Source organism: Pseudomonas sp. KBS0710 (assembly GCF_005938045.2).
Lineage (GTDB): Bacteria > Pseudomonadota > Gammaproteobacteria > Pseudomonadales > Pseudomonadaceae > Aquipseudomonas.
This window is the reverse complement of the sequence record NZ_VCCF02000001.1, coordinates 281,070-303,537: the sequence shown is the minus strand read 5'-3', so window position 1 is coordinate 303,537 and position 22,468 is coordinate 281,070. Positions and strand designations below refer to the sequence as shown.

General features: G+C 60.7%; 19 protein-coding genes and 1 pseudogene. 8 read left to right on the top strand and 12 right to left on the bottom strand.

Annotated features, from left to right (window positions below):
- The first annotated feature begins 173 nt into the window (after nucleotides 1–173).
- The 5 genes and pseudogenes from FFI16_RS01370 (at nucleotide 174) to FFI16_RS30805 (ending at nucleotide 6,537) form a co-directional block, all read left to right on the top strand.
- Nucleotides 174–1,070, top strand: coding sequence for a LysR family transcriptional regulator (locus tag FFI16_RS01370; protein ID WP_138451937.1), 897 nt, complete (start codon nucleotides 174–176; stop codon nucleotides 1,068–1,070).
- A 109-nt stretch (nucleotides 1,071–1,179) separates the two neighbouring features.
- Nucleotides 1,180–2,607 (top strand): YfcC family protein, encoded by a 1,428-nt coding sequence (locus FFI16_RS01365; RefSeq protein ID WP_138813873.1) that lies wholly within the window; start codon nucleotides 1,180–1,182, stop codon nucleotides 2,605–2,607.
- Between the two features lie 19 nt (nucleotides 2,608–2,626).
- Nucleotides 2,627–4,453 (top strand): CocE/NonD family hydrolase, encoded by a 1,827-nt coding sequence (locus tag FFI16_RS01360; RefSeq protein ID WP_138815342.1) that lies wholly within the window; start codon nucleotides 2,627–2,629, stop codon nucleotides 4,451–4,453.
- A gap of 29 nt (nucleotides 4,454–4,482) precedes the next feature.
- Nucleotides 4,483–5,634, top strand: a pseudogene (locus tag FFI16_RS30810) (methyl-accepting chemotaxis protein); the annotation flags it as partial.
- Nucleotides 5,626–6,537: a methyl-accepting chemotaxis protein gene (locus tag FFI16_RS30805; RefSeq protein WP_371923614.1), complete on the top strand. Its 912-nt coding sequence runs from the start codon at nucleotides 5,626–5,628 to the stop codon at nucleotides 6,535–6,537. The pseudogene FFI16_RS30810 and the gene FFI16_RS30805, both read left to right, overlap by 9 nt.
- Nucleotides 6,538–7,188: 651 nt before the next feature.
- Here the strand turns inward: FFI16_RS30805 and FFI16_RS01350 are convergent.
- The 4 genes from FFI16_RS01350 to FFI16_RS01335 are packed head-to-tail and all read right to left on the bottom strand — an operon-like array spanning nucleotide 7,189 to nucleotide 11,302.
- On the bottom strand, nucleotides 7,189–7,557 hold the full coding sequence (locus tag FFI16_RS01350; RefSeq protein ID WP_138813871.1) for a glyoxalase superfamily protein: 369 nt from the start codon (nucleotides 7,555–7,557) through the stop codon (nucleotides 7,189–7,191).
- A 29-nt stretch (nucleotides 7,558–7,586) separates the two neighbouring features.
- Nucleotides 7,587–9,050, bottom strand: a complete 1,464-nt coding sequence (locus FFI16_RS01345; protein WP_138813870.1) for an amidohydrolase family protein — start codon at nucleotides 9,048–9,050, stop codon at nucleotides 7,587–7,589.
- Nucleotide 9,051: 1 nt separating this feature from the next.
- The gene (locus FFI16_RS01340) at nucleotides 9,052–9,912 is read right to left on the bottom strand and encodes a MurR/RpiR family transcriptional regulator (protein WP_017137948.1); all 861 of its coding nucleotides are present in this window, start codon (nucleotides 9,910–9,912) and stop codon (nucleotides 9,052–9,054) included.
- Between the two features lie 40 nt (nucleotides 9,913–9,952).
- Entirely contained in the window at nucleotides 9,953–11,302 is a 1,350-nt protein-coding gene (locus FFI16_RS01335) for a gluconate:H+ symporter (RefSeq protein ID WP_256666221.1), read from the bottom strand.
- 247 nt (nucleotides 11,303–11,549) lie between these two features.
- On the opposite strand from FFI16_RS01335, the gene FFI16_RS01330 reads away from it, so the two are divergent.
- Nucleotides 11,550–11,942, top strand: a complete 393-nt coding sequence (locus FFI16_RS01330; RefSeq protein ID WP_138813868.1) for a lysozyme inhibitor LprI family protein — start codon at nucleotides 11,550–11,552, stop codon at nucleotides 11,940–11,942.
- Here the strand turns inward: FFI16_RS01330 and FFI16_RS01325 are convergent, their stop codons facing one another.
- The 5 genes from FFI16_RS01325 to FFI16_RS01305 form a co-directional block, all read right to left on the bottom strand.
- Nucleotides 11,943–13,388, bottom strand: coding sequence for a SulP family inorganic anion transporter (locus FFI16_RS01325; RefSeq protein WP_138813867.1), 1,446 nt, complete (start codon nucleotides 13,386–13,388; stop codon nucleotides 11,943–11,945).
- Nucleotides 13,389–13,590: 202 nt separating this feature from the next.
- On the bottom strand, nucleotides 13,591–14,484 hold the full coding sequence (locus FFI16_RS01320) for an NAD-dependent epimerase/dehydratase family protein (protein ID WP_138813866.1): 894 nt from the start codon (nucleotides 14,482–14,484) through the stop codon (nucleotides 13,591–13,593).
- Between the two features lie 103 nt (nucleotides 14,485–14,587).
- Nucleotides 14,588–15,484, bottom strand: a complete 897-nt coding sequence (locus FFI16_RS01315; RefSeq protein WP_138813865.1) for a LysR family transcriptional regulator — start codon at nucleotides 15,482–15,484, stop codon at nucleotides 14,588–14,590.
- 30 nt (nucleotides 15,485–15,514) lie between these two features.
- Nucleotides 15,515–16,105: an NAD(P)H-dependent oxidoreductase gene (locus tag FFI16_RS01310; RefSeq protein ID WP_138813864.1), complete on the bottom strand. Its 591-nt coding sequence runs from the start codon at nucleotides 16,103–16,105 to the stop codon at nucleotides 15,515–15,517.
- A 125-nt stretch (nucleotides 16,106–16,230) separates the two neighbouring features.
- Nucleotides 16,231–16,995, bottom strand: coding sequence for a sulfite exporter TauE/SafE family protein (locus FFI16_RS01305; protein ID WP_138813863.1), 765 nt, complete (start codon nucleotides 16,993–16,995; stop codon nucleotides 16,231–16,233).
- 190 nt (nucleotides 16,996–17,185) lie between these two features.
- Here FFI16_RS01305 and FFI16_RS01300 point away from each other — a divergent pair, with 190 nt between their 5' ends.
- On the top strand, nucleotides 17,186–18,076 hold the full coding sequence (locus FFI16_RS01300) for a LysR substrate-binding domain-containing protein (RefSeq protein WP_138813862.1): 891 nt from the start codon (nucleotides 17,186–17,188) through the stop codon (nucleotides 18,074–18,076).
- Here FFI16_RS01300 and FFI16_RS01295 read toward each other — a convergent pair.
- Together FFI16_RS01295 and kynU are read right to left on the bottom strand one after the other, a co-directional pair.
- On the bottom strand, nucleotides 18,022–19,428 hold the full coding sequence (locus FFI16_RS01295; protein WP_138813861.1) for an amino acid permease: 1,407 nt from the start codon (nucleotides 19,426–19,428) through the stop codon (nucleotides 18,022–18,024). The genes FFI16_RS01300 and FFI16_RS01295 overlap by 55 nt on opposite strands.
- Before the next feature lie 164 nt (nucleotides 19,429–19,592).
- On the bottom strand, nucleotides 19,593–20,843 hold the full coding sequence (gene kynU / locus FFI16_RS01285) for a kynureninase (protein WP_138813860.1): 1,251 nt from the start codon (nucleotides 20,841–20,843) through the stop codon (nucleotides 19,593–19,595).
- Nucleotides 20,844–20,987: 144 nt separating this feature from the next.
- Between kynU and FFI16_RS01280 the strand changes: the two genes are divergently transcribed.
- Entirely contained in the window at nucleotides 20,988–21,461 is a 474-nt protein-coding gene (locus FFI16_RS01280; RefSeq protein ID WP_123715915.1) for an Lrp/AsnC family transcriptional regulator, read from the top strand.
- A gap of 71 nt (nucleotides 21,462–21,532) precedes the next feature.
- Here the strand turns inward: FFI16_RS01280 and catA are convergent, their stop codons facing one another.
- Nucleotides 21,533–22,462 (bottom strand): catechol 1,2-dioxygenase, encoded by a 930-nt coding sequence (catA, locus tag FFI16_RS01275; RefSeq protein WP_099489673.1) that lies wholly within the window; start codon nucleotides 22,460–22,462, stop codon nucleotides 21,533–21,535.
- Between the last annotated feature and the right edge of the window lie 6 nt (nucleotides 22,463–22,468).

Here is a 22,468-nt window from a genome sequence, read left to right as displayed (position 1 = left end):
CTATGCCTTATTGTCTTTTTTTATGGGCAATTCCACCGCGCGACACACTGGACGGCACCTCGCGTTGGAGCGGACACTAACGGCTCGTCGAAAGCCCCACAACGTTATGCGAGATGCGCATCAGGCTATGCGCAAAGCACCGCCAGGCCCTCGCAACCGACAGGAAAATCACGGTGAATCTCAAGCAGCTCGAAGCCTTCAAGGCGATCATGTCCACCGGTTCGACCATCGGCGCAGCAACCCGCATGGGCCTGTCGCAATCGGCCGTCAGCCGTCTGTTGAGTCAGCTGGAAGAGGCGTTGGGTTTCGTGTTGTTTCTGCGCAAAAAAGGTCGCCTGATGGCCACTGCAGAAGCGGAAGAGTTACTGACCGAGGTCGCTGGCCTGGTAGACGGCATGCAGCGTATCCAACGCCTGGCCGACGAGATGCGCGTGGGCCGCTCGCGCAAAAGTCTGCTCAAGGTCGGGGTACCCACCAGCATGACCCAAGAGCTTTTGCCACGGATCGTCGCGGAGTTTCTCAAGAGCCATGACGACATCGTGGTGGAGTTGCTGACCGGCTCTTACGACATGATCGAGCGCGCCGTACTCGACCGGTCCGCCGACCTGGGTTTTGTGCGCCTGCCGACGGAAATTCCCGACTTCGACATCGAGCCCGTGCTGCAAACCGAAGGCGTGTGCGTGATGCCCGCCGACCACCCACTGACTCGCCACGCCTGTATCGAGGTGCAGCACTTGCGCAATGTGCCGTTGGTGATGCTGGGCCGACAACGGGCTTTACGGGCTGAGTTGAACCAGGTGTTTCGCGCGGCCAACCTCACGCCGCAAGTGCGGGTCGAGGTGCATTCGGTAGGCGCGGCGTGCAGCTTTGTCGCCGAAGGCCTGGGAGTGTCAATCGTCAACGGTTTGCTCGCCAGCCACTTCCTGCACCTGCCGATCGTGACCCGGCCTTTTCGCCCTGCACTGCCTTACGCTTTCGGCCTGGCCTATCGCACCAATGAGCCACGCCCACAAGTGGTCACGGCGTTTGCCGAGCACCTCAAGCAGCGCTTGAACGCACAAAACGCATAGCCCGACCCACCCTGCGCATAACGTTGTCGCCGCCAAAACTTTGCCCTAGTGTCCGCTCCACACGCGTCACTCCCCCATAACAACAACGGCAAACGCCGGGGCAGCCAGCATGAGCGAATCACAGCATTTCTCCACAGCGGCGGCGGTGGAAAAACCCACGCAACGCAAACAGATCAACCCGGCCATCATCCTGCTGAGCATCGTCTTGCTCGCCGTGGCCTTCACCTACGCGGTGAACTCGGGCAAGTTCGAGCGCCAGAACGGGCTGGTCGTACCCGGCTCTTATCAGGTGCTGGAGAAACACGACAGCCTGGGCCAATTGTTCGCGCTGGAGCCACGCAAGGCCGGCGATACTGTGGCCCGGCCGGTGTCGCTGGTCGAAGGCTTCATGGCCATCCCCCAAGGCATCGAGAAACGTGCAGCGCTGATCTTCATGGTGCTGTTCATCGGCGGCATGTTTGGCGTACTGAACAAGGCCGGGGTGATCGACGCCGGACTGGAGCGTTTACTGGGCCTGACCCGCGGCAACATCTACGTGCTGGTGCCGAGCCTGATGCTGGTGTTCTCGGCGGGCAGCACGTTCATGGGCCTGGCCAAGGAATTTATTCTGATCGTGCCGCTGATGGTCGCCATGGCCAACCGGCTGGGGCTGTCGAACCTGATCGGGCTGGCTATCGTCACGATCTCGGTGAAGATCGGCTACCTCGCCTCAATCTCCAACCCCGTGGCGCTGTCCGTCGCTCAGCCGATGGTCGGGCTGCCGATATTCAGCGGTTTAAGCATGCGCGTACTGGCTTACTGCAGCTTCCTGCTGGTGGGGATTACCTTCGTGCTGTGGAGTATCCGCAAGCACGGTTTCGATGCGACAACGCAGATTACCTTCGAACATAAACCCTTGCCCACGCGCCATTTGATCAACCTTATTGTGCTGCTGAGCGGCATCGGTTTTCTGGTCTACGCCTCCAACCGCTGGGCCTGGAAATACCATGAGCTGTCGGCGTTTTACCTGTTGCTGACGGTGGCGTTCAGTGTGATAGCCGGGCTAGGTGCGAGTGTCGCCGCCAGTGCCTTTGTCGATGGCATGAAGAAGGTGCTGATTGCCGGCGTACTGATCGGCCTGGCCACCGCCGTGGAGATCATCCTCAGTACCGGCCAAGTGCTCGACACCATCGTCAACACCCTGGCCAACCTGGTCGGCGACCACGGCCCGATTGTGTCGGCCTACGGCATGTTCTTCGCGCAACTGGGGCTGGACGTGTTGATCCCGTCCACCTCGGGCCAGGCGGCGGTGACCATGCCAATCTTCGGCCCGCTGGGCCAACTCTCCGGCGTGAGCCCGCAGACCACTGTATTCGCGTTTCTGATGGGCAATGGCCTGACCAACATGATCACCCCAACCTCCAGTGGCCTGCTGGTGTTACTGGCCACCGCCAATGTCGGTTGGGGCCAATGGGCACGCTACATCCTGCCGCTGTTTCTGATCTACGCCGTACTGGCGATGGTGTTGCTGGCCATCGCGGTCACGAGCGGGTACTGAGTCGATGAGTGTTTTCCCCATGCAAACCCTGCACAACCACATGATCCCGATGCGTGACGGCATCCACCTGGCCACCGATATCTATTTGCCGACAGGCAGCTGCGGCCCTTTCCCGGTGGTCATTGAACGCACGCCCTACGACAAGAGCAAACCCTCTCGATCGGAAAAACAACTCGACGGCCAGCACATCTCCCGAGAACAGATGGCGGCACGCTTTACCGACCAAGGCTTTGTCGCCATCTTTCAGGACTGCCGGGGCCGCTATGCGTCTGAAGGCGTGTTTACCAAATACACCGCCGAGGGCGAAGACGGTTTCGACACGCTTGCCTGGATCGTCCGCCAGCCGTGGTGCAACGGCAAGATCGGCAGCATGGGCCTGTCTTACGCAGCCCATACCCAGTTGGCGATGGCCTGCCTGCACCCGCCGGGTTTGAGCAGCATGGTGCTCGACAGCGGCGGTTTCGCCAACGCCTACCAGTGCGGGATCCGCCAGGGTGGCGCGTTCGAACTCAAGCAGGCCACCTGGGCCTTTCGCCAGGCCAAGGAAAGCCCGACAGCCCTGGCCGACCCACAGGTTCGCCAAGCGCTGGAGCAGGAAGATATCCATCGTTGGTTTACGCGCATGCCCTGGCAACCCGGCCAGTCACCTTTGCGCCATGTGCCGGAATACGAGACCTACGTGCTGGAGCAGTGGGCACAGGGCACGTTCAGTGAGTATTGGCGCACGTCCGGCATCTATGCCGAGGGCTACTATCGGCAACTGCCCGACATCCCGGTGCTGTTCATGTCCAGCTGGTATGACGCCTATGTCAGCTCCACCCTCGCCAACTACAGCGCCTTCAGGCAGAACACCTCGGCCCACCAGCGGCTGGTGATGGGCCCATGGCTGCACGGCGACCGCAACATCAGCCACAGCGGCGACGTCGAGTTCGGGCCGCAGGCAGCATTCGACGGCCAGGTCGATCAGAACTGGCTGAGCTGTCGCCTGGCGTGGTTCGAACAATCGCTCAAACCCTCGCCTCACGCGCCAAAAGCCAGCGTGCAGGTATTTCTTATGGGCGGCGGCAGCGGCCAACGTGACCCCAACGGCCGACTGCAACATGGCGGACGCTGGTTGCAATCGACGCAATGGCCGCTGCCTGGCAGCCAGGTGCAGACGCTCTACTTGACGGCTCAAGGGCAACTGAGCAGCACGGCACCAGAAAATACCGACGCGTGCTTGAGCTACCTTGCCGACCCGGCCTGTCCGGTCCCGACCCTCGGCGGCGCGCTGACCTCCGGCGCTCCCATTTTCGTCGGCGGCGCTTTCGACCAACGTGAGCGTGCCGACTTCTTCGGCACCCGTGGCGACAACCGCCCGCTGAGCGAGCGCAAAGATGTGCTGAGCTTCCATACCGAGCCGCTCATTGAAGACTTGATCGTCGCAGGTGATGTACAGATCGAGTTATGGATAGACAGCGATGCACCCGACACCGACTTCACCGCCAAGCTGATTGACCTGTACCCGCCCAGTGCCGACTACCCCGATGGTTTTGCGATGAACATCACCGATGGCATCCGCCGTTGTCGCTATCGAGACTCCTGGGAGCAGCCGACGGCGCTGACACCGGGTAAACGGGTGAAGGTCACGATCGAACCCTTCGCCACCTGCAACCTGTTCAAGCGCGGCCATCGACTGCGCCTGGATATTGCAAGCAGCAACTTCCCGAGGTTTGACGTCAACCCCAACAGTGGTGAGCCTTCTGGCCAGGCCCACCATTCAAGGGTGGCACGCAACACTGTGCACCTGAGCGCGGGCGCTGCGTCTTGCCTCAGATTGACCGTGGTGCCCGCTACCGCTCTGTAAGCCTGCTGGGCCGCCGTTGCTGCCAGGCAATGGCGACCCTTCGTCGCACCCGTAAGAAATGTATTTCAGAATCATCGCCTGCCGCCGATACCCCCGTACAAACTTTGGCTGGCTCAAACAACAACACCGTCCAGCAGACACACATCATTCTTGCGGAGCATTCGATGAATAGCTGGTTCGGCAACATCAGCGTCAACCTCAAACTCGGCCTGGGCTTTGGCCTGGTGCTGGTCCTCACCTCGATCCTGGCCCTGACCGGCTGGACCAGCCTGGGCGGCTTGATCGACCGTAGCAACTGGATGAGCGACATCACCCAGCTCAACGCGTCCCTGACCAAGCTGCGCATCGTGCGCCTGCAATACATGCTCGCCAATGGCGACGAAGCCGTGGCACAGAACGTCCAAACCAGCCTCGACGCCTTCACTGCCCAGCAACAGAAACTGCTGGACAGCTTCAAGAGCCCGGAAAACCTCAAGCTGCTCACCGAGCAGAAAGCCGTCATCACGGCCTACCAGCAGTCGCTGAACAAAATGCGTGAGGCCTACCGTAACGGCAACGCCGCGCGCCAAGTGATGGGCGACAAGGCCGACATCGCCAACGGGCAGATCGACGCACTCGAAGCCAGCGTGCAGCAAGCGTCCGACAGCCCGGAGCGTTTCGCCCAGTACCAGGCCGTGTCGCACGCCAAGGAAGAGTTCCAACTGGCGCGCTATGAAGTGCGTGGCTACACCAACTCCCCCAGTGCAGAAACCGAAGCCCGCGCCGCTGCACAAATCGAAAAAGCCGTCGCTGGTTTGAAAAACCTGAGCACCGCGTTTGGCACCAGCCAACAAAGCGCACTGACCGCGCTGGAAACCGCACTCGGTGCCTATCGCAGCGCCGTACAGAGCTACAAGGCCGCCAACGCCAATATCGTCACTGCACGCGCCGAAATGACCACCCAAGGTGCCGATATCGTCACCATCAGCGACAAGCTTTACGACATTCAACTCGACCGCCGTGACGCAGAAAGCACCCAGGCCCGCAGCCTGCAATTAATCAGCACCTTGTTGGCGTTGCTGGTCGGCATCATCGCGGCGCTGGTGATCACCCGCCAGATCACCCGCCCGATCCAGGACACCCTGGCCGTGGTGGAACGCATCGCTTCCGGTGACCTGAGCCACAACATCCAGATGACCCGCCGCGATGAACTCGGTGTATTGCAGCAAGGTATCCAGCGCATGGGCACCACCCTGCGCGAACTGATCAGCGGCATTCGCGACGGCGTAACCCAAATCGCCAGCGCCGCCGAAGAACTCTCGGCCGTGACCGAGCAGACCAGTGCCGGCGTGAACAGCCAGAAGATCGAGACCGATCAAGTCGCCACCGCGATGCATGAAATGACTGCCACCGTGCAGGAAGTCGCGCGCAACGCCGAGCAAGCATCCCTGGCCGCCGCCGATGCCGATGGCCAAGCCCGCGCCGGTGACAAAGTGGTGGCCGAGGCCATCGCCCAGATCGAACGCCTGGCCGCCGAAGTGGCGCGCTCTACCGACGCCATGACGCACCTGCAGCAAGAGAGCAACAAGATCGGCAGCGTGATGGACGTGATCAAGGCCGTGGCCGAGCAGACCAACCTGTTGGCGCTCAACGCGGCGATTGAGGCGGCGCGTGCCGGTGAAGCCGGTCGTGGCTTTGCCGTGGTGGCTGACGAAGTGCGTGGCCTGGCCCAGCGCACACAAAAATCCACCGAGGAAATCGAAGGCCTGGTCGCCGGTTTGCAGAACGGCACCCAGCAAGTGGCCACGGTGATGAACAACAGCCGCAGCCTTACCGACAGCAGCGTCGAGCTGACGCGCAAGGCCGGTGTATCGCTGGAAAACATCACCCGTACCGTGTCGAATATCCAGTCGATGAACCAGCAGATTGCAGCGGCCGCCGAGCAGCAGAGCGCCGTGGCTGAAGAGATCAGCCGCAGCATTGTGAACGTGCGCGATGTGTCGGAGCAGACGGCTACTGCGAGCGATGAGACGGCCAAGTCGAGCGTGGAACTGGCGCGTTTGGGTAGCCAGTTGCAGCAGATGGTCAGTCATTTCCGGGTGTAATAACCCAAAACGCCAAAACCAAAAAGCCGCCTCGGTTCAAGCCGAGGCGGCTCCACTTCTCAGACCTTAAAGGTCATCGAAGCTGTCCCGCAGGAATACCCATACGTGATAAACACGCAGGGCATTCACTACGAGGTTCCACGTACGTCGTGCAAACTTGGACATACTCGGCCCTCCTTGAGTTGGGCCTTACCTCCAGCGCACTTACCGGAACACCTGAGCCTTCAGACGCGGGTCGATTGCGCCTTTTGAGGCGGCCGGGCTAATGGTCCTTCCGCATCAATCCGGCACGGATTACTAGCCCGTGGCGGTCGGTCCAGAATTCGCGCGCATACCCGGCGCACCTAAAAAGCACCAAACGCAGAACGGGGAAGATCCTAACCAACATTCCCGTCTAAGGTGTGTCGAACAGTGGTTAAATATCCAGTATCGACCGATAGATTCATTGCAAGCTTTTGCAGCCAAATCGGGCAGAGAAAAACACCTAAAGTATCCATGCCGGCGACCGTTCCGTCTTGCGTGACGACATGACCGGCGGTAGTATCTGGCTGCGGGTCGATTGCGTCTTTTGGATAGCAACCCAGTCGCAAACTGGTTTGCAATAAAAAACCGCCCTACTAAGGCGGTTTTTTATTGCCTGCAATTTACCCTTCAGCCCTCACCTTCCTCAACAAACACCAGCCGATTCCCAAACGGGTCCTTGATGCTCATCTCCCGCGAGCCCCAAGGCGTTTCTTCAACCCCAGGTTTGGCATACCGGTACTCCTTGGCCAGCAACTGCTGCTGGTAGCCGTCCACGCCTTGCGCCAGAATCCGCACCGCCGAGCCCGGCGAAGCATCGCCATGGTGCTCGGACAAATGCAGCACGCATTCACCCAACGACACCTGTAGATACAACGGGAAATTCGCCTCGAAACGGTGCTGCCAATCAACCTTGAACCCCAGGAAGTCGACGTAGAACTCCAACGCCTTAGCCTCGTCGAATATCCGCAAAATCGGGGTGACTTTTCCTAAGTGCATGGCAACCGCTCCGTGTATGAATGCGCCCACTATAGAGACGAAAACCCGCCACGCAAATCCCCATTGCGCGCGAGGAACAGCCCCGGCCGCTGACCATTGGCCTGCCCATCGCTGTAGCTCAGCACGCCATTAACCCACACGCCATCAATGCCCTCGGCGGCGCGTTGCGGTTCTTTGAAATCCGCCACATCACGCACGCGCAACGGGTCGAACAACACCAGGTCGGCCCAGTGCCCTTCACGAATTTCCCCGCGCTCGGCCAGTCCAAAACGCGCCGCCGACAACCCGGTCATCTTGTGCACCGCCGTGTGCAGTGGAAACAACCCCACGTCACGGCTGAAGTGCCCCAGCACCCGTGGAAACGCGCCCCACAGACGTGGATGGGGAAATGGGTCTTCCGGCAAACCATCCGACCCCACCATCGATAACGGATGCGCAAGAATACGCCGCACATCCGTCTCATCCATCCCGTAGTACACCGCCCCTGCCGGTTGCAGGCGCCGTGCCGCATCCATCAGCGAAACATCCCACTGCGCCGCGATGTCCTGTAAGTCGCGCCCGCCGACCTCCGGGTGCGGTGTTGACCAAGTGATAGTGATACGAAACGCGTCGGTGACCTGCTTCAAATCCAGCGTCGACGAGCTGGCGGCATAGGGATAGCAATCACACCCGACCCGATGGGTTTTCGCGGCCAGTTCCAACGATGCCAACAGTTGCGGACTGCGCCCCCAATTGCCCGCACCGGCACACTTGAGGTGGGAAATGATCACCGGTACCTGCGCATGTCGGCCAATCAGAAACGCCTCGTCCATCGCCTCCAGCACCGGTTCGAATTCGCTGCGCAAATGCGTGGTGTACACCGCACCAAACGCCGTGAGTTCTTCACTGAGCTGCAGCACTTCGTCGGTATCGGCATTAAACGCACTGGCGTAGGCCAGGCCTGTGGATAAACCGAGGGCACCCGCCTGCAGGCTCTCCTGCAACTGCACGCGCATGGCGGTAATTTCGCTGGGCGTGGCGGTGCGGTGCAGGTCGTCCATATGGTTGCTGCGCAAGGCGGTGTGGCCGATCAATGCGGCAACGTTGACTGCCGGATGGGCGCTTTCCACTGCCGCACGATAGTCGGCAAACCGTGGATAGGCGAACGCCTCACGCGTACCCAAAAGGTTCATCGGGTCCGGCGGATCGCTACGTAAACTCACCGGCGAGGCGCTGATGCCGCAGTTGCCGACAATCACCGTGGTCACGCCCTGGCTGAGCTTGGGCAGCATCTGCGGATGGCGGATCACCACCGTGTCATCGTGGGTGTGCACGTCGATAAAACCCGGCGCCAGCACACGGCCATCGGCGTCGATTTCATGCTCGCCGGTTGCGCCCGACAAATCGCCGATCGTCTCGATGCGCCCGGCGCGCAGCCCCACATCGGCGACATAGCCCGGCGTGTTGCTGCCATCAATGATCAGCGCCTGGCGGATCAGCGTGTCGTACTTCATATCAGTCTCCAAGCGGCAGGCTGTCAGGGCCGCCGCGATAATCATCCAGGGCCAGCTTGATCCGGCGCAGGCGTTCCTGGTTGTCGTCCGGCAGGGCCAGCGCCAGTTCGGTGGCGAGCAGGTCGATGGCCAACAGCATGCCGTAGCGCGCCGCGGTGGGCTTGTAGATAAAACTGGTTTCGGCCGGTTGCAGCGGCAGCAGGACGTCCGCCAACTCGGCCAGGGGTGAGTCGGCCAGGGTGATGGCGATGATGGGCGCATCGTAGCTACGCGCAAGCTTCACCACGTCCAACAGTTCTGGCGTCAGCCCGGTGAGCGAGCACACGATCAGCGCCTGCTCCGGGCCTAACGTGGCCGCCGTGACCCGCATCATCACCGGATCGTGGCTGGCGGCAATCGGGTAACCCAGGCGTACCAGGCGCACCTGCAATTCGTCGCTGCACAGGCTCGATGGGCCGCCCATGCCGAACGCGTGAATCATCCGCGCCTTGCCCAACAGGCTGACCGCATCAACAAAACTGGCCTGGTTGAACCCCGACAGGTGCTGACGCAACGTCGCTTCGATATCCCCCAGAATCTGCCGGTGAAACGCCGACTGTTCCGGCAACCCGGCCGGGTCCAGAAAACGACTGCCCACGCCACTGGCCTGGGCCAATTGCAGGCGCAAATCACGTAAATCACGGCAGCCGACGCTGCGGGCAAAACGCGACAAGGTTGCCGTGCTGACCTCGGCCCGTTGCGACAACGCTTCCAGGCTGGCCGACGCCGCAAAGCCCACGTCATCGAGCATCAGCTTGGCGATACGGCCTTCACCGGCGCTGAACGAGTCCTGGCGGGCGCGGATCTGGTAGAGGATGTCCATGACGGCTCCGGGTTACAAAATGAGGCTTATAAAACAAGGCTTATAAAACAAGAGACAGGCCATAGGTGAGACCGAACGCGACCACCGAAATCAAAGTCTCCAACACGGTCCAGGTCTTGAATGTCTGGATCACCGTCATATTGAAGTATTCCTTGATCAGCCAGAAGCCGCCGTCGTTGACGTGGGAAAAGATTACCGAGCCCGCACCGGTCGCCAGCACCAGCAGTTCAGGGTGTGGATAACCCAGGCCCAAGGCAACGGGCGCGACCACACCGGAGGCGGTGGTCATCGCCACAGTGGCCGAGCCGGTAGCGATGCGCATCAGCGCGGCAAACAGCCAGCCCATCACCAGCGGCGACAGGTGGAAGGCATGCGCCAGGCCAAGAATCTCATTGGTCACGCCCGCGTCCACCAGGATGCGGTTCAAGCCGCCGCCCGCGCCCACCAGCAAGGTGATGCTGGCGGTCGGCGCCAGGCATTCATTGGTGAACTTGAGGATCGCTTCGCGATTGAAGCCTTGGGCCAAACCCAAGGTCCAGAAACTCACCAGCGTGGCGACCAGCAGCGCGATCACCGAGTTGCCGATAAACAGCAGGAATTGGTTGAAGCCAGTGCCGGGAGTGGAAATCACATTGGCCCAACCGCCGATCATCATCAGCACCACCGGAAGCAGGATGGTGCCCATGGTCAGGGCGAAACTTGGCAAGCGGGTACGCGGCTCGCGCTCGATAAACTGGCGTTCCAGTGGGTTTTCCGCCGGCAGGTGGATACGCGGCACGATGAACTTGGCGTACACGGGGCCGGCGATGATCGCCGTAGGAATGCCGATCAAGATTGCGTACAGCACCGTCTGCCCCACCGAGGCGTTATAGGCCAGCACCGCCATCATTGCCGCTGGATGCGGCGGCACCAGCGCGTGTACCACCGACAGGCCGGCGACCATCGGCAAGCCGACCATCAGGATCGACACGCCCACACGCCGCGCCACGGTAAAGGCGATCGGCACCAGCAACACAAAACCGACCTCGAAAAACAGCGGCAGCCCTACCAGGAACGCGATACACACCATCGCCCAGTGCGCGTTGCGCTCGCCGAAACGGTTGATCAGCGTGCGTGCCACCTGCTCGGCGCCACCGGACTCGGCCATCATCTTGCCCAGCATGGTGCCCAGCGCCACCACCAGGGCGATATGCCCAAGGGTCTTGCCAACGCCCGCCTCATACGAGCCCATGATGGTGTCCGCCGGCATGCCGGCCATCAAGGCCAGGCCGATAGACACCAGCGTGATGACGATAAACGGGTTGAGTCGGTAACGTGCAATCAGCACGATCAATGCAATGATGGCGATGGCAGCGTATGCCAACAGCCCAAAGCCCAGTGGTGCGGCCATGCGGTACTCCTTGGAAAGGGTCACGTCGAATTGGTTGTGAAACTCATAAATCATTACCGGGTTTAATTTTCAATTTTTATGAAAGTAATTTTCGCCCACGGATAAGCGTTGTCGCTTTGGGACATGCCCAACGCCAGTCGATGAAAGTTCGGGGGGTGTTCTTACATGAAGTTTTTTGCGTGCGGAAACTCAGCTACCAGGGTCGAGTCTCAGATGACAGGCCTATTCACAACCAGGAAAACCAAGAATGAAGCGCAAGACCCTGCTTGTTCCTTTCGCCGCCAGCGCACTGCTGCTGGCCTTTTGCGGCGGCGCCTCGGCCGATGACAGCCCGGCGCTGAAAAAATGCATGGACGGCGCCAACACCACGGCGGATATGGTTGCCTGCAACGCCACCGAAGCCAAGATCCAGGATGCGCGCCTGAACAAGGCCTACAAAGCCGTCCTTGCACTTCAGGAAGGCAAACAAAAGCAGCAACTGCAAGACGTGCAGCGCCTGTGGATCAAGTACCGGGACGCCAACTGCGGCTTTATCGGCTCCGCGACTGGCGGCACCATCGATCAGGTCAACGGCATCGGCTGCATGTTGGACATGACCCAGACCCGCGCCCAGGAACTGGAAAATATGCTGCCGCTGTAATCAGTCGTGATGCACGCGGGCGCGCTTGAGCAGCTTCTTGCAGCGCTCCGACAAATGCAGCACCCGCAAGTGCTTGCCGGCCTTGGTATAGCGCTCGCGCAGGGTCATCAACGCGGCAATCGCCGAGTAGTCGACAAAGCTCAGGTGACGGCAATCGAGCGTCACCTCGGCCGGGTCGTTGGCCGGGTCGAACTGGTTCAAAAACGGCGTGGTCGAGGCAAAGAACAACGTGCCGTGCAGGCGATACAGCTTGCTGCCGTCGGCTTCCAGATGCTCATCGGCATACAGCTCACGGGCCTGTTGCCAGGCGAAGTTCAGCGCCGCAATCACGATGCCGCACAGCACGGCAGTGGCCAGGTCGGTGAACACGGTAATCACCGTTACCGCAATAATCACCAGCACGTCGTTGACCGGCACCTTGTTGATCACCCGCAGCGACGCCCAGGCGAAGGTCTGCTGGGACACTACAAACATCACCCCCACCAGCGCTGCCAGCGGAATGCGCTCGATCAACGGCGACAGAAACAGAATAAACAACAGGATCATCACCCCGGCAAACACCCCGGAGAAACGCCCGCGCCCGCCGGAGCTTAAGTTGATCACGGTTTGCCCGATCATCGCGCAACCGCCCATGCCGCCAAACAGACCCGAGACCATATTCGCCGCGCCCAGGGCCACGCTTTCGCGGTCGGGGTAGCCACGGGTTTCGGTGATTTCGTCGGTGAGGTTCAGGGTCAGCAGGGTTTCCAAGAGGCCGACCATGGCCATCAGGAACGCGTAAGGCGCGATGATGCCGAGGGTTTCCAGGGTCCAGGGAATCTGCGGCAACGCGAAGGTCGGCAGGCCGCCGGCGATGTGGGCCATGTCGCCCAACGTACGGGTTGGCAAGCCCAACAAGTACACCGCAAGGCCCACACCCAAAATCGCCACCAGCGCGGGCGGCACGGCGCGGGTCAGGCGTGGCAGCAGGTAGACAATCGCCATGGTGGCCGCCACCAGCCCGGCCATCACGTACAACGGCGTGCCGCTCAGCCAGGTTTCACCGCTTTTGAAATGCTCCAATTGCGCCAGCGCAATGATGATCGCCAGGCCGTTGACGAACCCGAGCATCACCGAGTGCGGCACCATGCGCACCAGTTTGCCCAGGCGTAACAGGCCGAACGCGACCATGATCAGCCCGCCCAGCAGCACCGTCGCGAGCAAATATTCCACGCCGTGTTGCACCACCAGCGCCACGATCACCACCGCCATCGAACCCGCCGCGCCCGAGACCATGCCCGGCCGGCCGCCGAACAAGGCCGTGAGCGTGCAGATGATAAAGGCGCCGTAGAGGCCCATCAGCGGGTTGAGGTGAGCCACCAGGGCAAAGGCGATGCATTCGGGCAGCAGCGCGAAAGACGTGGTGAGGCCGGCCAGGGCATCGGCGCGCAGACGGGTGAGGTTCATGAGGTACCAGGGAATAGCGAGGGATATGGCGGGGGATGGTACGGAATTGCGGCGGGTGGGGCCAGTGAAGTGTCAGTCAGGTAGACCGAGTGGCGCCCTTCGCGAGCAAGCCCGCTCCCACACTAACCGCGTTCCAGCTTTGGAATGCAGTCAAATGTGGGAGCGGGCTTGCTCGCGAAGGGCGCGCCGCAGTGCTAAGCCATCACACCATCTCGTTGCGAATCCACTCTACCACCGACGTACGCTTCGGCGCCCAGCCCAGCAACTCACGCGCATGTTTGCCACGCACCCGGCTGTTGGAACCCAGGCCATAGTTGGCCATTTCATAGCCCCACTCGGCCTCAGCCTCAGCCAATGGCCAATCCTGCGGCTCACCCAGGTTCAGCGCTTGGGCAATCGCGGTGGTCATGTCGACAAACGCCGCTTCGCTGCTTTCCACAAAGTAGAAGGTGCCCGGGACGTTCTTGGTAAGCGCCAGCAGATACAGGGCTACCACGTCTTCAATGTGCACATTGGACCAGATGTTCTGGCCAGTGCCCACATGCCTTACCACACCACTTTTGCGCGCTTGCTTGAGCAGTCGCGGCAATTGCACGCTGTCACGTTTCACACCCAGGCTGTGGCCGTAGATCAAGGTATTGCAGATGACTGCCGAGTTCACGCCGTCTTTGGCCGCTGCCAGGATCAGGTTGTCGATGGCCACGCGCGCGGCCTTGTCGACGGTCGGCTCCGGCAAGTTGTCTTCAAGGTAGATGACACCGCTGGCTTTACCACCCGACGCATCACCGACAATGCTCGAACCGCTGGTGTGCAGGAACGGCTTGTTCGACCCTTCCAGGGCGGCCAGCAGAGTTTCGACGGCAGCACGATGGTCGCTGCTCGCGGCATTGATCACCGCATCAGCTTTAGAAGCCTGCGCGGTCAACACGGCGGCGTCATCCAGTGTGCCGATCACGGGCGTGATGCCCAGGGCGGTCATTTCAGCCGCTTGCTCGGCGCTGCGCACCAGGCCGGTGACGGTGTGGCCGGCCTTGACCAGACCGGTGGCGATGGAGCCGCCGATAAAACCTGCTGCGCCGGTGACGAATACGTTCATGGAGGTTGCTCCTGACTGGGTAAGTGATGGGCCCAGTATCAAGGACTCATTCCGGCCGAATAAGCCCATGTTGCCCAATTCAATCTTGCGCGCAGGTCACGAATCAGCAGGCATACCGCGCAAGCTTGGTTTGAATGAAGTCCAGGAAGCACTGGATGCGCAGCGCCAACTGCGAGTTACGGTAGAACACCGCGTGGATCGGCTGGCGATAGCCGCTGTTAAAGGCTTCCAGCACCGGCACCAGGCGCCCGGCGTCGATGTCGGCAATGGTCATGAAGTTCGACAGGCAGCAAATGCCCTGCCCTTCCAGCGCCAACTGGCGCACGGTTTCACCGCTGGAAGCGGCAATGCTTGGCTGGATCAGCCAGCGGTCGCCTTCCACGTGGCGCAGCGGCCAGTGGTTGAGGGTTTCGGTCTGGGTAAAGCCCAGCAGCGTATGGTCGACCAACTCGGCCACCGTTTTCGGCGTGCCGAACTGCTTGAGGTAGTCGGGGCTGGCGAGGATGTGCAGCGGCGTGCAACCCAGTGAGCGCGCATGCAAGGTCGAGTCGGCCAGGGCGCCGATACGGATGGCAATGTCGGTGCTTTGCTCCAGCAGGTCGATGATCAGGTCGTCGCTGTTCAGCTCCAGCTGGATATCCGGGTAGAGACTGCGAAACTCGGCAATGTACGGCACGATCCCATGCAGCATGAACGGCACGGCCGCATTGATGCGCAGGCGCCCGGACGGGTTCTTCTGGCGCGACGACAAGCGCTCTTCCAGCTCGTCCATCTGCGCCAGGATCACCTTGGCCTGTTCGAAAAAATACTTGCCCTCTTCGGTCAGGTCCATGCGCCGCGTGGTGCGGTTGATCAACGTGGTGTCGAGCTTGGCTTCCAGGCGCGACAAGGTGCGGCTGACCGCCGACGGCGTTTGCCCGACCTGCTCCGCGGCCGCCGAAATCGAGCCGCACTCAATCACGCTGACGAAGATCTGTAGCTCATCGGATCGGGCTTTCACAGGCTGTCCTCTTTATCGGTTGCTGGCAGCTTACACCGAGAAATTGAACACCTGCGCCAGATGCTGCTCGTAGCGTGCCACGTCGGCCTCGATGGCTGGGCGTTTCATCACGTCCACACACAGGAAGGTCGGCAGGCCGGTCATGCCGAGGAACTCGTTGGCCTTGTGGAACGGGAAGTACACAGCGTCCACGCCTTTGGCTTCGAAGAAGTCGGTAGGGTCGTCGAAGGCTTGCTGCGGTGCGTTCCAGGTCAGCGACAGCATGTACTGCTTGCCCTGGATCAGGCCGCCGCTGCCGTATTTCTGCGACGCATCGGAACGGGTGCGGCCGTCGCTGGCATACAAGCTGCCGTGTCCTTCGGTGAAGACTTCGTCGACGTACTTCTTGACGATCCACGGCGCGCCCATCCACCAGCCGGGCATTTGGTAGATGATCACATCGGCCCAGAGAAACTTGGCGACTTCTTCGGCCACGTCGTAGCCTTCGTCGATATGGGTGACTTTGACGTCGATACCGGCACGGTCGAGCACGGCCACGGCGGCGTCGTGCAAGGTGGTGTTATAGCGGCCGTCAGAGTGGGCGAATTTTTTGCCGCCGTTGAGCAGGAGGACTTTTTTCATCGGAGGGATTCCAAAGGGGTTGAAAATGGATGCCGGCAGGCTATCGACATTCAACCCTTGGAATAAGCGGCAATGCGGCAAAATACATTTGACTAAAACGCACGAATTACAAGCCAACTATTGCTTCAACCGCCAATCAACAGATGACTGCCCAGCAGCGCCATGCCGATAAAAAACACTCGCCTAAACAGCACCGCACTGATGCGCTGGCGTAACACCTGGCCCAGCCACATCCCCAGCAACGCAGGCACCAGCGCCAGCAACGAAGCGCTGACTTCGCCACCGCCCAAGGTGCCACGCCAAGTCAGCGCAGCGGCCAACGCCAGCGTAGAAGCGGTGAACGCCAGCCCCAGCGCCTGCACCAACTGATCGCGGTTCAAACCCAGGGCTTGCAGATAGGGCACGGCCGGAATCACGAACACACCCGTAGCCGACGTGATAAGGCCGGTGATCAGCCCGCACAACGGGCCAAGCCAGCGCTCCGTTTGAGGCTTCACCTTGAAGGTCGGCAAGAACAACCCACTCAACGCATACACCAGCAAAGCGCCGCCCAACGCGCGAACCACCCAGTGCCCGCCGTCCATGCCCAGCCACAAGGTGCCGAGCCCGGTGCCGAGGACAATCAGCAGCAGCATTGGCCACAGGCGTTTGAGCAAGGCGCTCAAGTGGCCGCCGAAGGCCAGTTGCCAGAGGTTGGTGACGGTTGAAGGGATGATCAGCAATGCCGCAGCCTGCGCTGGAAGCATAGCCAGGCCGAGCATGCCCATGGCCACGGTGGGCAGGCCCAGGCCGATCACGCCTTTGACCGTGCCGGCCAGCAGGAAGGTGCCGATTACCAGCAGGGTCAAGGCGGGGCCGAGATTTTGGTAGAACGCCAGGAAGGTAGTCATGGGGTGATTGTGTGGCCTTAAGGCGATTATGGAAATTCGCCATATACTGAGGCAGCCTCTTGTTTTGTGTGAGGCTGAAATAGCTATCGCAGGCAAGCCAGCTCCCACACTTGAATGTGTTCACAAATCAAAATGTGGGAGCTGGCTTGCCTGCGATGAGGCCAATGAAGTCACTCGAGACCCCCCAGCCATGCACTTTGACCTGATCGACCTGCGCCTCTACCTGCACACCCTCGACACCGGCAACATCACCGCCGGCGCGGCGCGCAGCCATTTATCCCTGGCGGCGGCCAGCGCGCGCATCCGCGCGATGGAAGCCTCGCTGGGCATCGAGCTACTCGAACGTAACCGCCGTGGCGTCACCCCAACACCCGCCGGCAAAGCCCTGGCCCGCCACGCCCGCCTGTTGTTGCAACAAGCCGAGCACCTGCAACAAGACCTGGCCGAATACGCCCAGGGCATCAAAGGCCAGGTGCGCCTGCTGTGCAACACCACCGCTCTGAGCGAATACCTGCCGGAGCTGCTGGCGGATTTTTTGCGCGAACACCCCAACCTCGATATCGACCTGCAAGAGCTGCCGAGCCTGCGTATTACCCAAGCCTTGCGCCAGGGCACAGCAGACCTGGGGATTATCTCCGATGCGGTGGATACCCACGGCCTGCAGACCCTGGCGTTTCGCGATGACCCGCTGGTACTGATCATGCCCCTCGATCATCCGTTGGCGACGGCTAACTTCATCGACAGCCTGCAATACGATTACGTTGGCCTGACCGCCCACAGCGCACTGTCGGTGTACCTGGAAGAACAGGCGCTGCACGCGGGGTTTCGCCTGCAAACGCGCATTCGCGCCGAGGGTTTTGATGGGTTGATCCGCATGGTCGCCGGCGGCGCCGGCCTGGGTATCGTGCCCCAGGCCGCCCTGGAGCGCTGGCCAATGGAAAACCGCATCAAGGCCCAACCATTGAGCGAAGACTGGGCCTGTCGCAAGCTGCTGTTATGCGCCCGCTCCTTCGAGCAGTTGCCGGGTTACGCCAAAGCCTTGTTCGACGCCTTGGCCCTGCCCTTGCGGAAAAACCCGTAATACACCGCCGACAGAATCAACAGGAACGGCACGCCAAACACCAGCGTCATCTTGAACGCCTCGGTGAAGTACGTGGTGATCATCACCGCGCCCATCAGCACCAGGCCCAGCAGTGTGCTGTAGGGAAACAAGCGTAGCTGGAACGACAGCTTCGGCCCGCCATGGCGCTTGCGATAACGGCGGAAAAACAGGTGCGTGAGGAAGATCATGAACCAGGTGAAGATCGCGCCAAACATCGAAATCGCCATCATCAAGGTGAACGAGCTTTCCGGGTACACCACGTTCAGCAAGGTCGCCAGGGCAATGCCGGAGCTGGACAGCAGCAACGCATTCAGCGGAATGCCGCTCTTGCTCAAGGCACCCATGGACCTGGGCGCAAAGCCTGCACGCGACAGGCTGAACATCATGCGTGTGGTGATATAGAGCTGGCTGTTCATCGCCGACAACGCCGCAATCAGGATCACGAAGTTCATCACCCCAGTGGCACCGGGAATACCGATGGTCTGCATCACCGTGACAAACGGGCTCTGGGTCTGGCCAGCCTGGTTCCACGGCACGATGGCCAGCATCAACGCGAGCGTCAGCAGGTAAAACACCACCAACCGCACGATGGTGGCGCGAAAGGCTTTCTTCACCGCCTGCTCCGGGTCGGCGGCTTCACCGGCGGCTACGGCGATCATTTCTACGCTCAGATAGCTGAAGATCGACACGATCACCGCGATCCACATGCCGCTCAACCCATGGGGGAAAAACCCGTCGTGGGCCGTGTAGTTCTGCACGCCATAGTCAGGGTTGCCGGAGCCGAACACCACGTACACCGCGAGGATGATGAAGCCGACGATCGCCGTGATCTTGATGGTCGAGAACCAGTATTCGAAGTTGCCGAAGGTCTTCACGCTGATGGCATTGAGCAGGATCAGCACACTGGAAAACGACACGATCCACACCCACTCCGGCACGTTGGCGAACCAGTACTTCATGTACATCGCCACCGCCGTGACCTCGGCGCCCACCGCCAGTACAATCGCCGCCCAGTAGGCATAACGCACCAGAAAACCGGCCAGCGGACTGATGTAGAACTCGGCATAGGCGCCGAACGAGCCCGAGGTGGAGTGCGCCACGGTCATCTCCGCCAGGCAACCCATCAACAGCAAGGTGATCAACGCACCGATGGCGTAACTCACCAGCACACTCGGCCCGGCATAACCGATGGCATAGGCGCTGCCCATGAACAGCCCGGTGCCGATGGCGCCACCGATGGCAATCATGCTCATCTGGCCGGAAGTGAGCTGGCGCCTCAGGCCCAGTTCGCGATGGGTGATCTCTGCAAAGCCGTTGTCTGGCGTGGTCACGTGGTGTGCCCCTTTATTATTGTGATTGCACTGTTTGGATATTGACGCAGATCCCCTGTGGGAGCGGGCTTGCTCGCGAATGCGGTGTGTCAGTTAATGCATTTGCTCGCTGATCCACCGCATTCGCGAGCAAGCCCGCTCCCACATTTTGATTCGTGTTGTACTTAAGTGACGCTGTTGCGCAATTTGAACTGCGGCTGATCCCAGGTGTGGTTGTCGAGGATTTCGCCGAGGATCTCTACAGCGTCAAATACCTCGGTAAAGCTCGTATACAACGGCGTAAACCCAAAGCGCATGATGCGCGGCTCACGGTAATCACCAATCACGCCACGGGCGATCAAGGCCTGGATCACCGCATAACCTTCAGGGTGTTCAAAACTCACATGGCTGCCGCGCTTGGCATGCTCACGCGGCGTAATCAGCACCAGGCCGTGGGCGGCGCAACGGGTTTCGACCAGGGCGATAAACAGGTCGGTCAAGGCCAAAGATTTGCTGCGCAGGCTGGCCATGTCGGTCTGGGCAAAAATCTCCAGGCCGCATTCGACCATCGCCAACGAGGTGATCGGTTGTGTGCCGCACAGGTAGCGCGCGATGCCGGCGCTTGGCGCGTAGTGAGCTTCCATGGCGAACTGGCGCGTGTGGCCAAACCAACCCGATAGCGGCTGGCGCACCACGTCCACCAACGCCGGGTTGACCCAAACAAACGCCTGCGAGCCCGGCCCGCCATTCAGGTATTTGTAGGTGCAGCCAATCGCATAGTCAGCACTGGCTTGATGCAGATCGATGGGCACCGCGCCCGCCGAATGCGCCAGGTCCCAGATGCTCAGCGCGCCACATTCGTGGCTCAAGGCAGTGAGCGCCTGCATGTCGTACATGTAGCCGGTCTTGTAGTTGACGTGGGTGAGCATCACCACTGCCACGTCCTGGTCGATGGCCTGGGGTAGTTCGTCCGGGCTGTTGACCAGCCGCAGGGAATAGCCCTGTTGCAGCAACTCGGTCAGGCCTTCGGCGATGTACAGATCGGTTGGAAAGTTACTCGCCTCGCTGACAATCACCTTGCGCCCAGGCTCGCGTTGGCGCTGCACGCTCAAGGCGGCGCTGAGCACTTTGAACAGGTTGATCGAGGTGGTATCGGTGATCACCACTTCACCGTCGCGCGCGCCGATCAGCGGCGCCAGGCGGTTGCCCAGGCGTTGAGACAAATCCGCCCAACCAGCGCTGTTCCAGCTGCGAATCAGGCCATTGCCCCACTCCTCGGCGATCACCTGTTGGGCGCGCGCCAACGCCGCCACCGGCCGTGCGCCCAGGGAGTTGCCGTCGAGGTAGATCACGCCTGCGGGTAAGGCAAACTGCTGACACAGTGGCGCCAGCGGGTCCTGGGCGTCGAGGGCTTGGCAGTGGCTTCGAGAGGTCATGGGGCGTCCTGATTTTTATAAGTAAGGATGGACCAAATAATGAACGAAGTTTTAGAGAATTTTCGTGCAAAGTGGTGGGTAACAGGCTAATTAAGCTGTAGGAAATTCGAATTTAACCCCAAAACACGCGGATTTATTCTAAGCATGATTCTCGACGCCACCGACCTGCGCCTCCTGCATTTTTTGCAACTGGATGGGCGCATCAGCAACCAGGAACTGGCGGAAAAAGTCGCCCTGTCGCCCTCCGCCTGCCTGCGCCGTTTGCGCCTGCTGGAGAGCGAAGGAATCATCAGCGGCTACCGCGCCGTGTTGAATGCCGAGCAGCTGGGGATTGAGCTGGAGGCCATCGTGCACCTGTCGTTGCGCCAGGATGTGGAGGACTGGCACGAGACCTTTATCAAGAAGGTGCAAGGTTGGCCGGAGGTGGCCAGCGCCTATGTGATTACGGGTGCCAGCAACTATGTGCTGCGCGTACAGGCGCGCAACCTCAAGCACTTTTCCGACTTTATCGTGAACCACCTGAACCGCACGGCCGGGGTGATGGATATTCGTTCGGAGATTGTGTTGCAGAAGATCAAGGATCGGGATGAGGTGTTGGACCTGGTCATCCGCAAATAGCCAGCCACACCACAGAAACCCTATGGGAGCTGGCTTCAAGCCAGCTCCCATATTTTTTTGACTGCGTTTAATCAGTCTTCGAGGGCGCGCACGCGCTGCATGCGCTTTTGCTCTACCGGCGCGTCTGCCAGCTGCAACTCAAAGTCAAAATCAATCTGCGCAAACCGCCCTTGCACTCCAAACTCCCGCGCCAATTGCTGATCCTCACTAAAGCGAATCTCGGCGATCAATTCATCGCGCGTCGCGTAGGCAAAATCATCATGCAGGTACGGGTCGTCCGACAGGTTGATCTGCGTGGTGAGGTGCCGGTGCCCCGGCGCCGAGATAAAGAAGTGAATATGCGCCGGCCGTTGCCCGTGGCGCCCCAACTGGTCGAGCAACTGCTGCGTCGGCCCGGTCGGCGGGCAGCCATAGCCCGACGGCACGATGCTGCGAAACCGGTAGTTGCCCTGGGCATCGGTCTCGATGCGTCGGCGCAGGTTGAATTCTGATTGCGTTGGGTCAAACCACGAATAGGTGCCACCCGTGTTGGCCTGCCACACATCCACAATCGCGCCCGCCAGTGGCTTGCCATCGGTGCCCCGCACTTGCCCGCGCATAAACAGCGGCACCGCGTCGTCCTTGCCATCGTCCAGCCGTGCTTCGTAGTGGCTCAGCGGCGCGCCGGCCACGTACAGCGGGCCTTCGATGGTACGTGGCGTGCCACCGGATTTGCCGGCCTCTTGGTCCGCAGCGTCCATCAACAAGTCCAGGTAATGCTCCAGGCCCAAGCCTGCGGCGAGCAAACCCGCTTCCTGATTCTTGCCCAGTTCGTTGAGGTAGTTGACCGCCTTCCAGAACTCTTCCGGGGTCACCTCCAGGTCTTCGATGATGTTTACCGTATCGCGCAGGATCCGGTAGATCAGCGCCTTGGCGCGCGGGTTGCCGCCGTCGTTATGGTTGCCGCTGGCTTCTTCGAGAAACGCCTGGGCATGGGCAGTCTGGGACAGTCGGATGGACATGGTGCA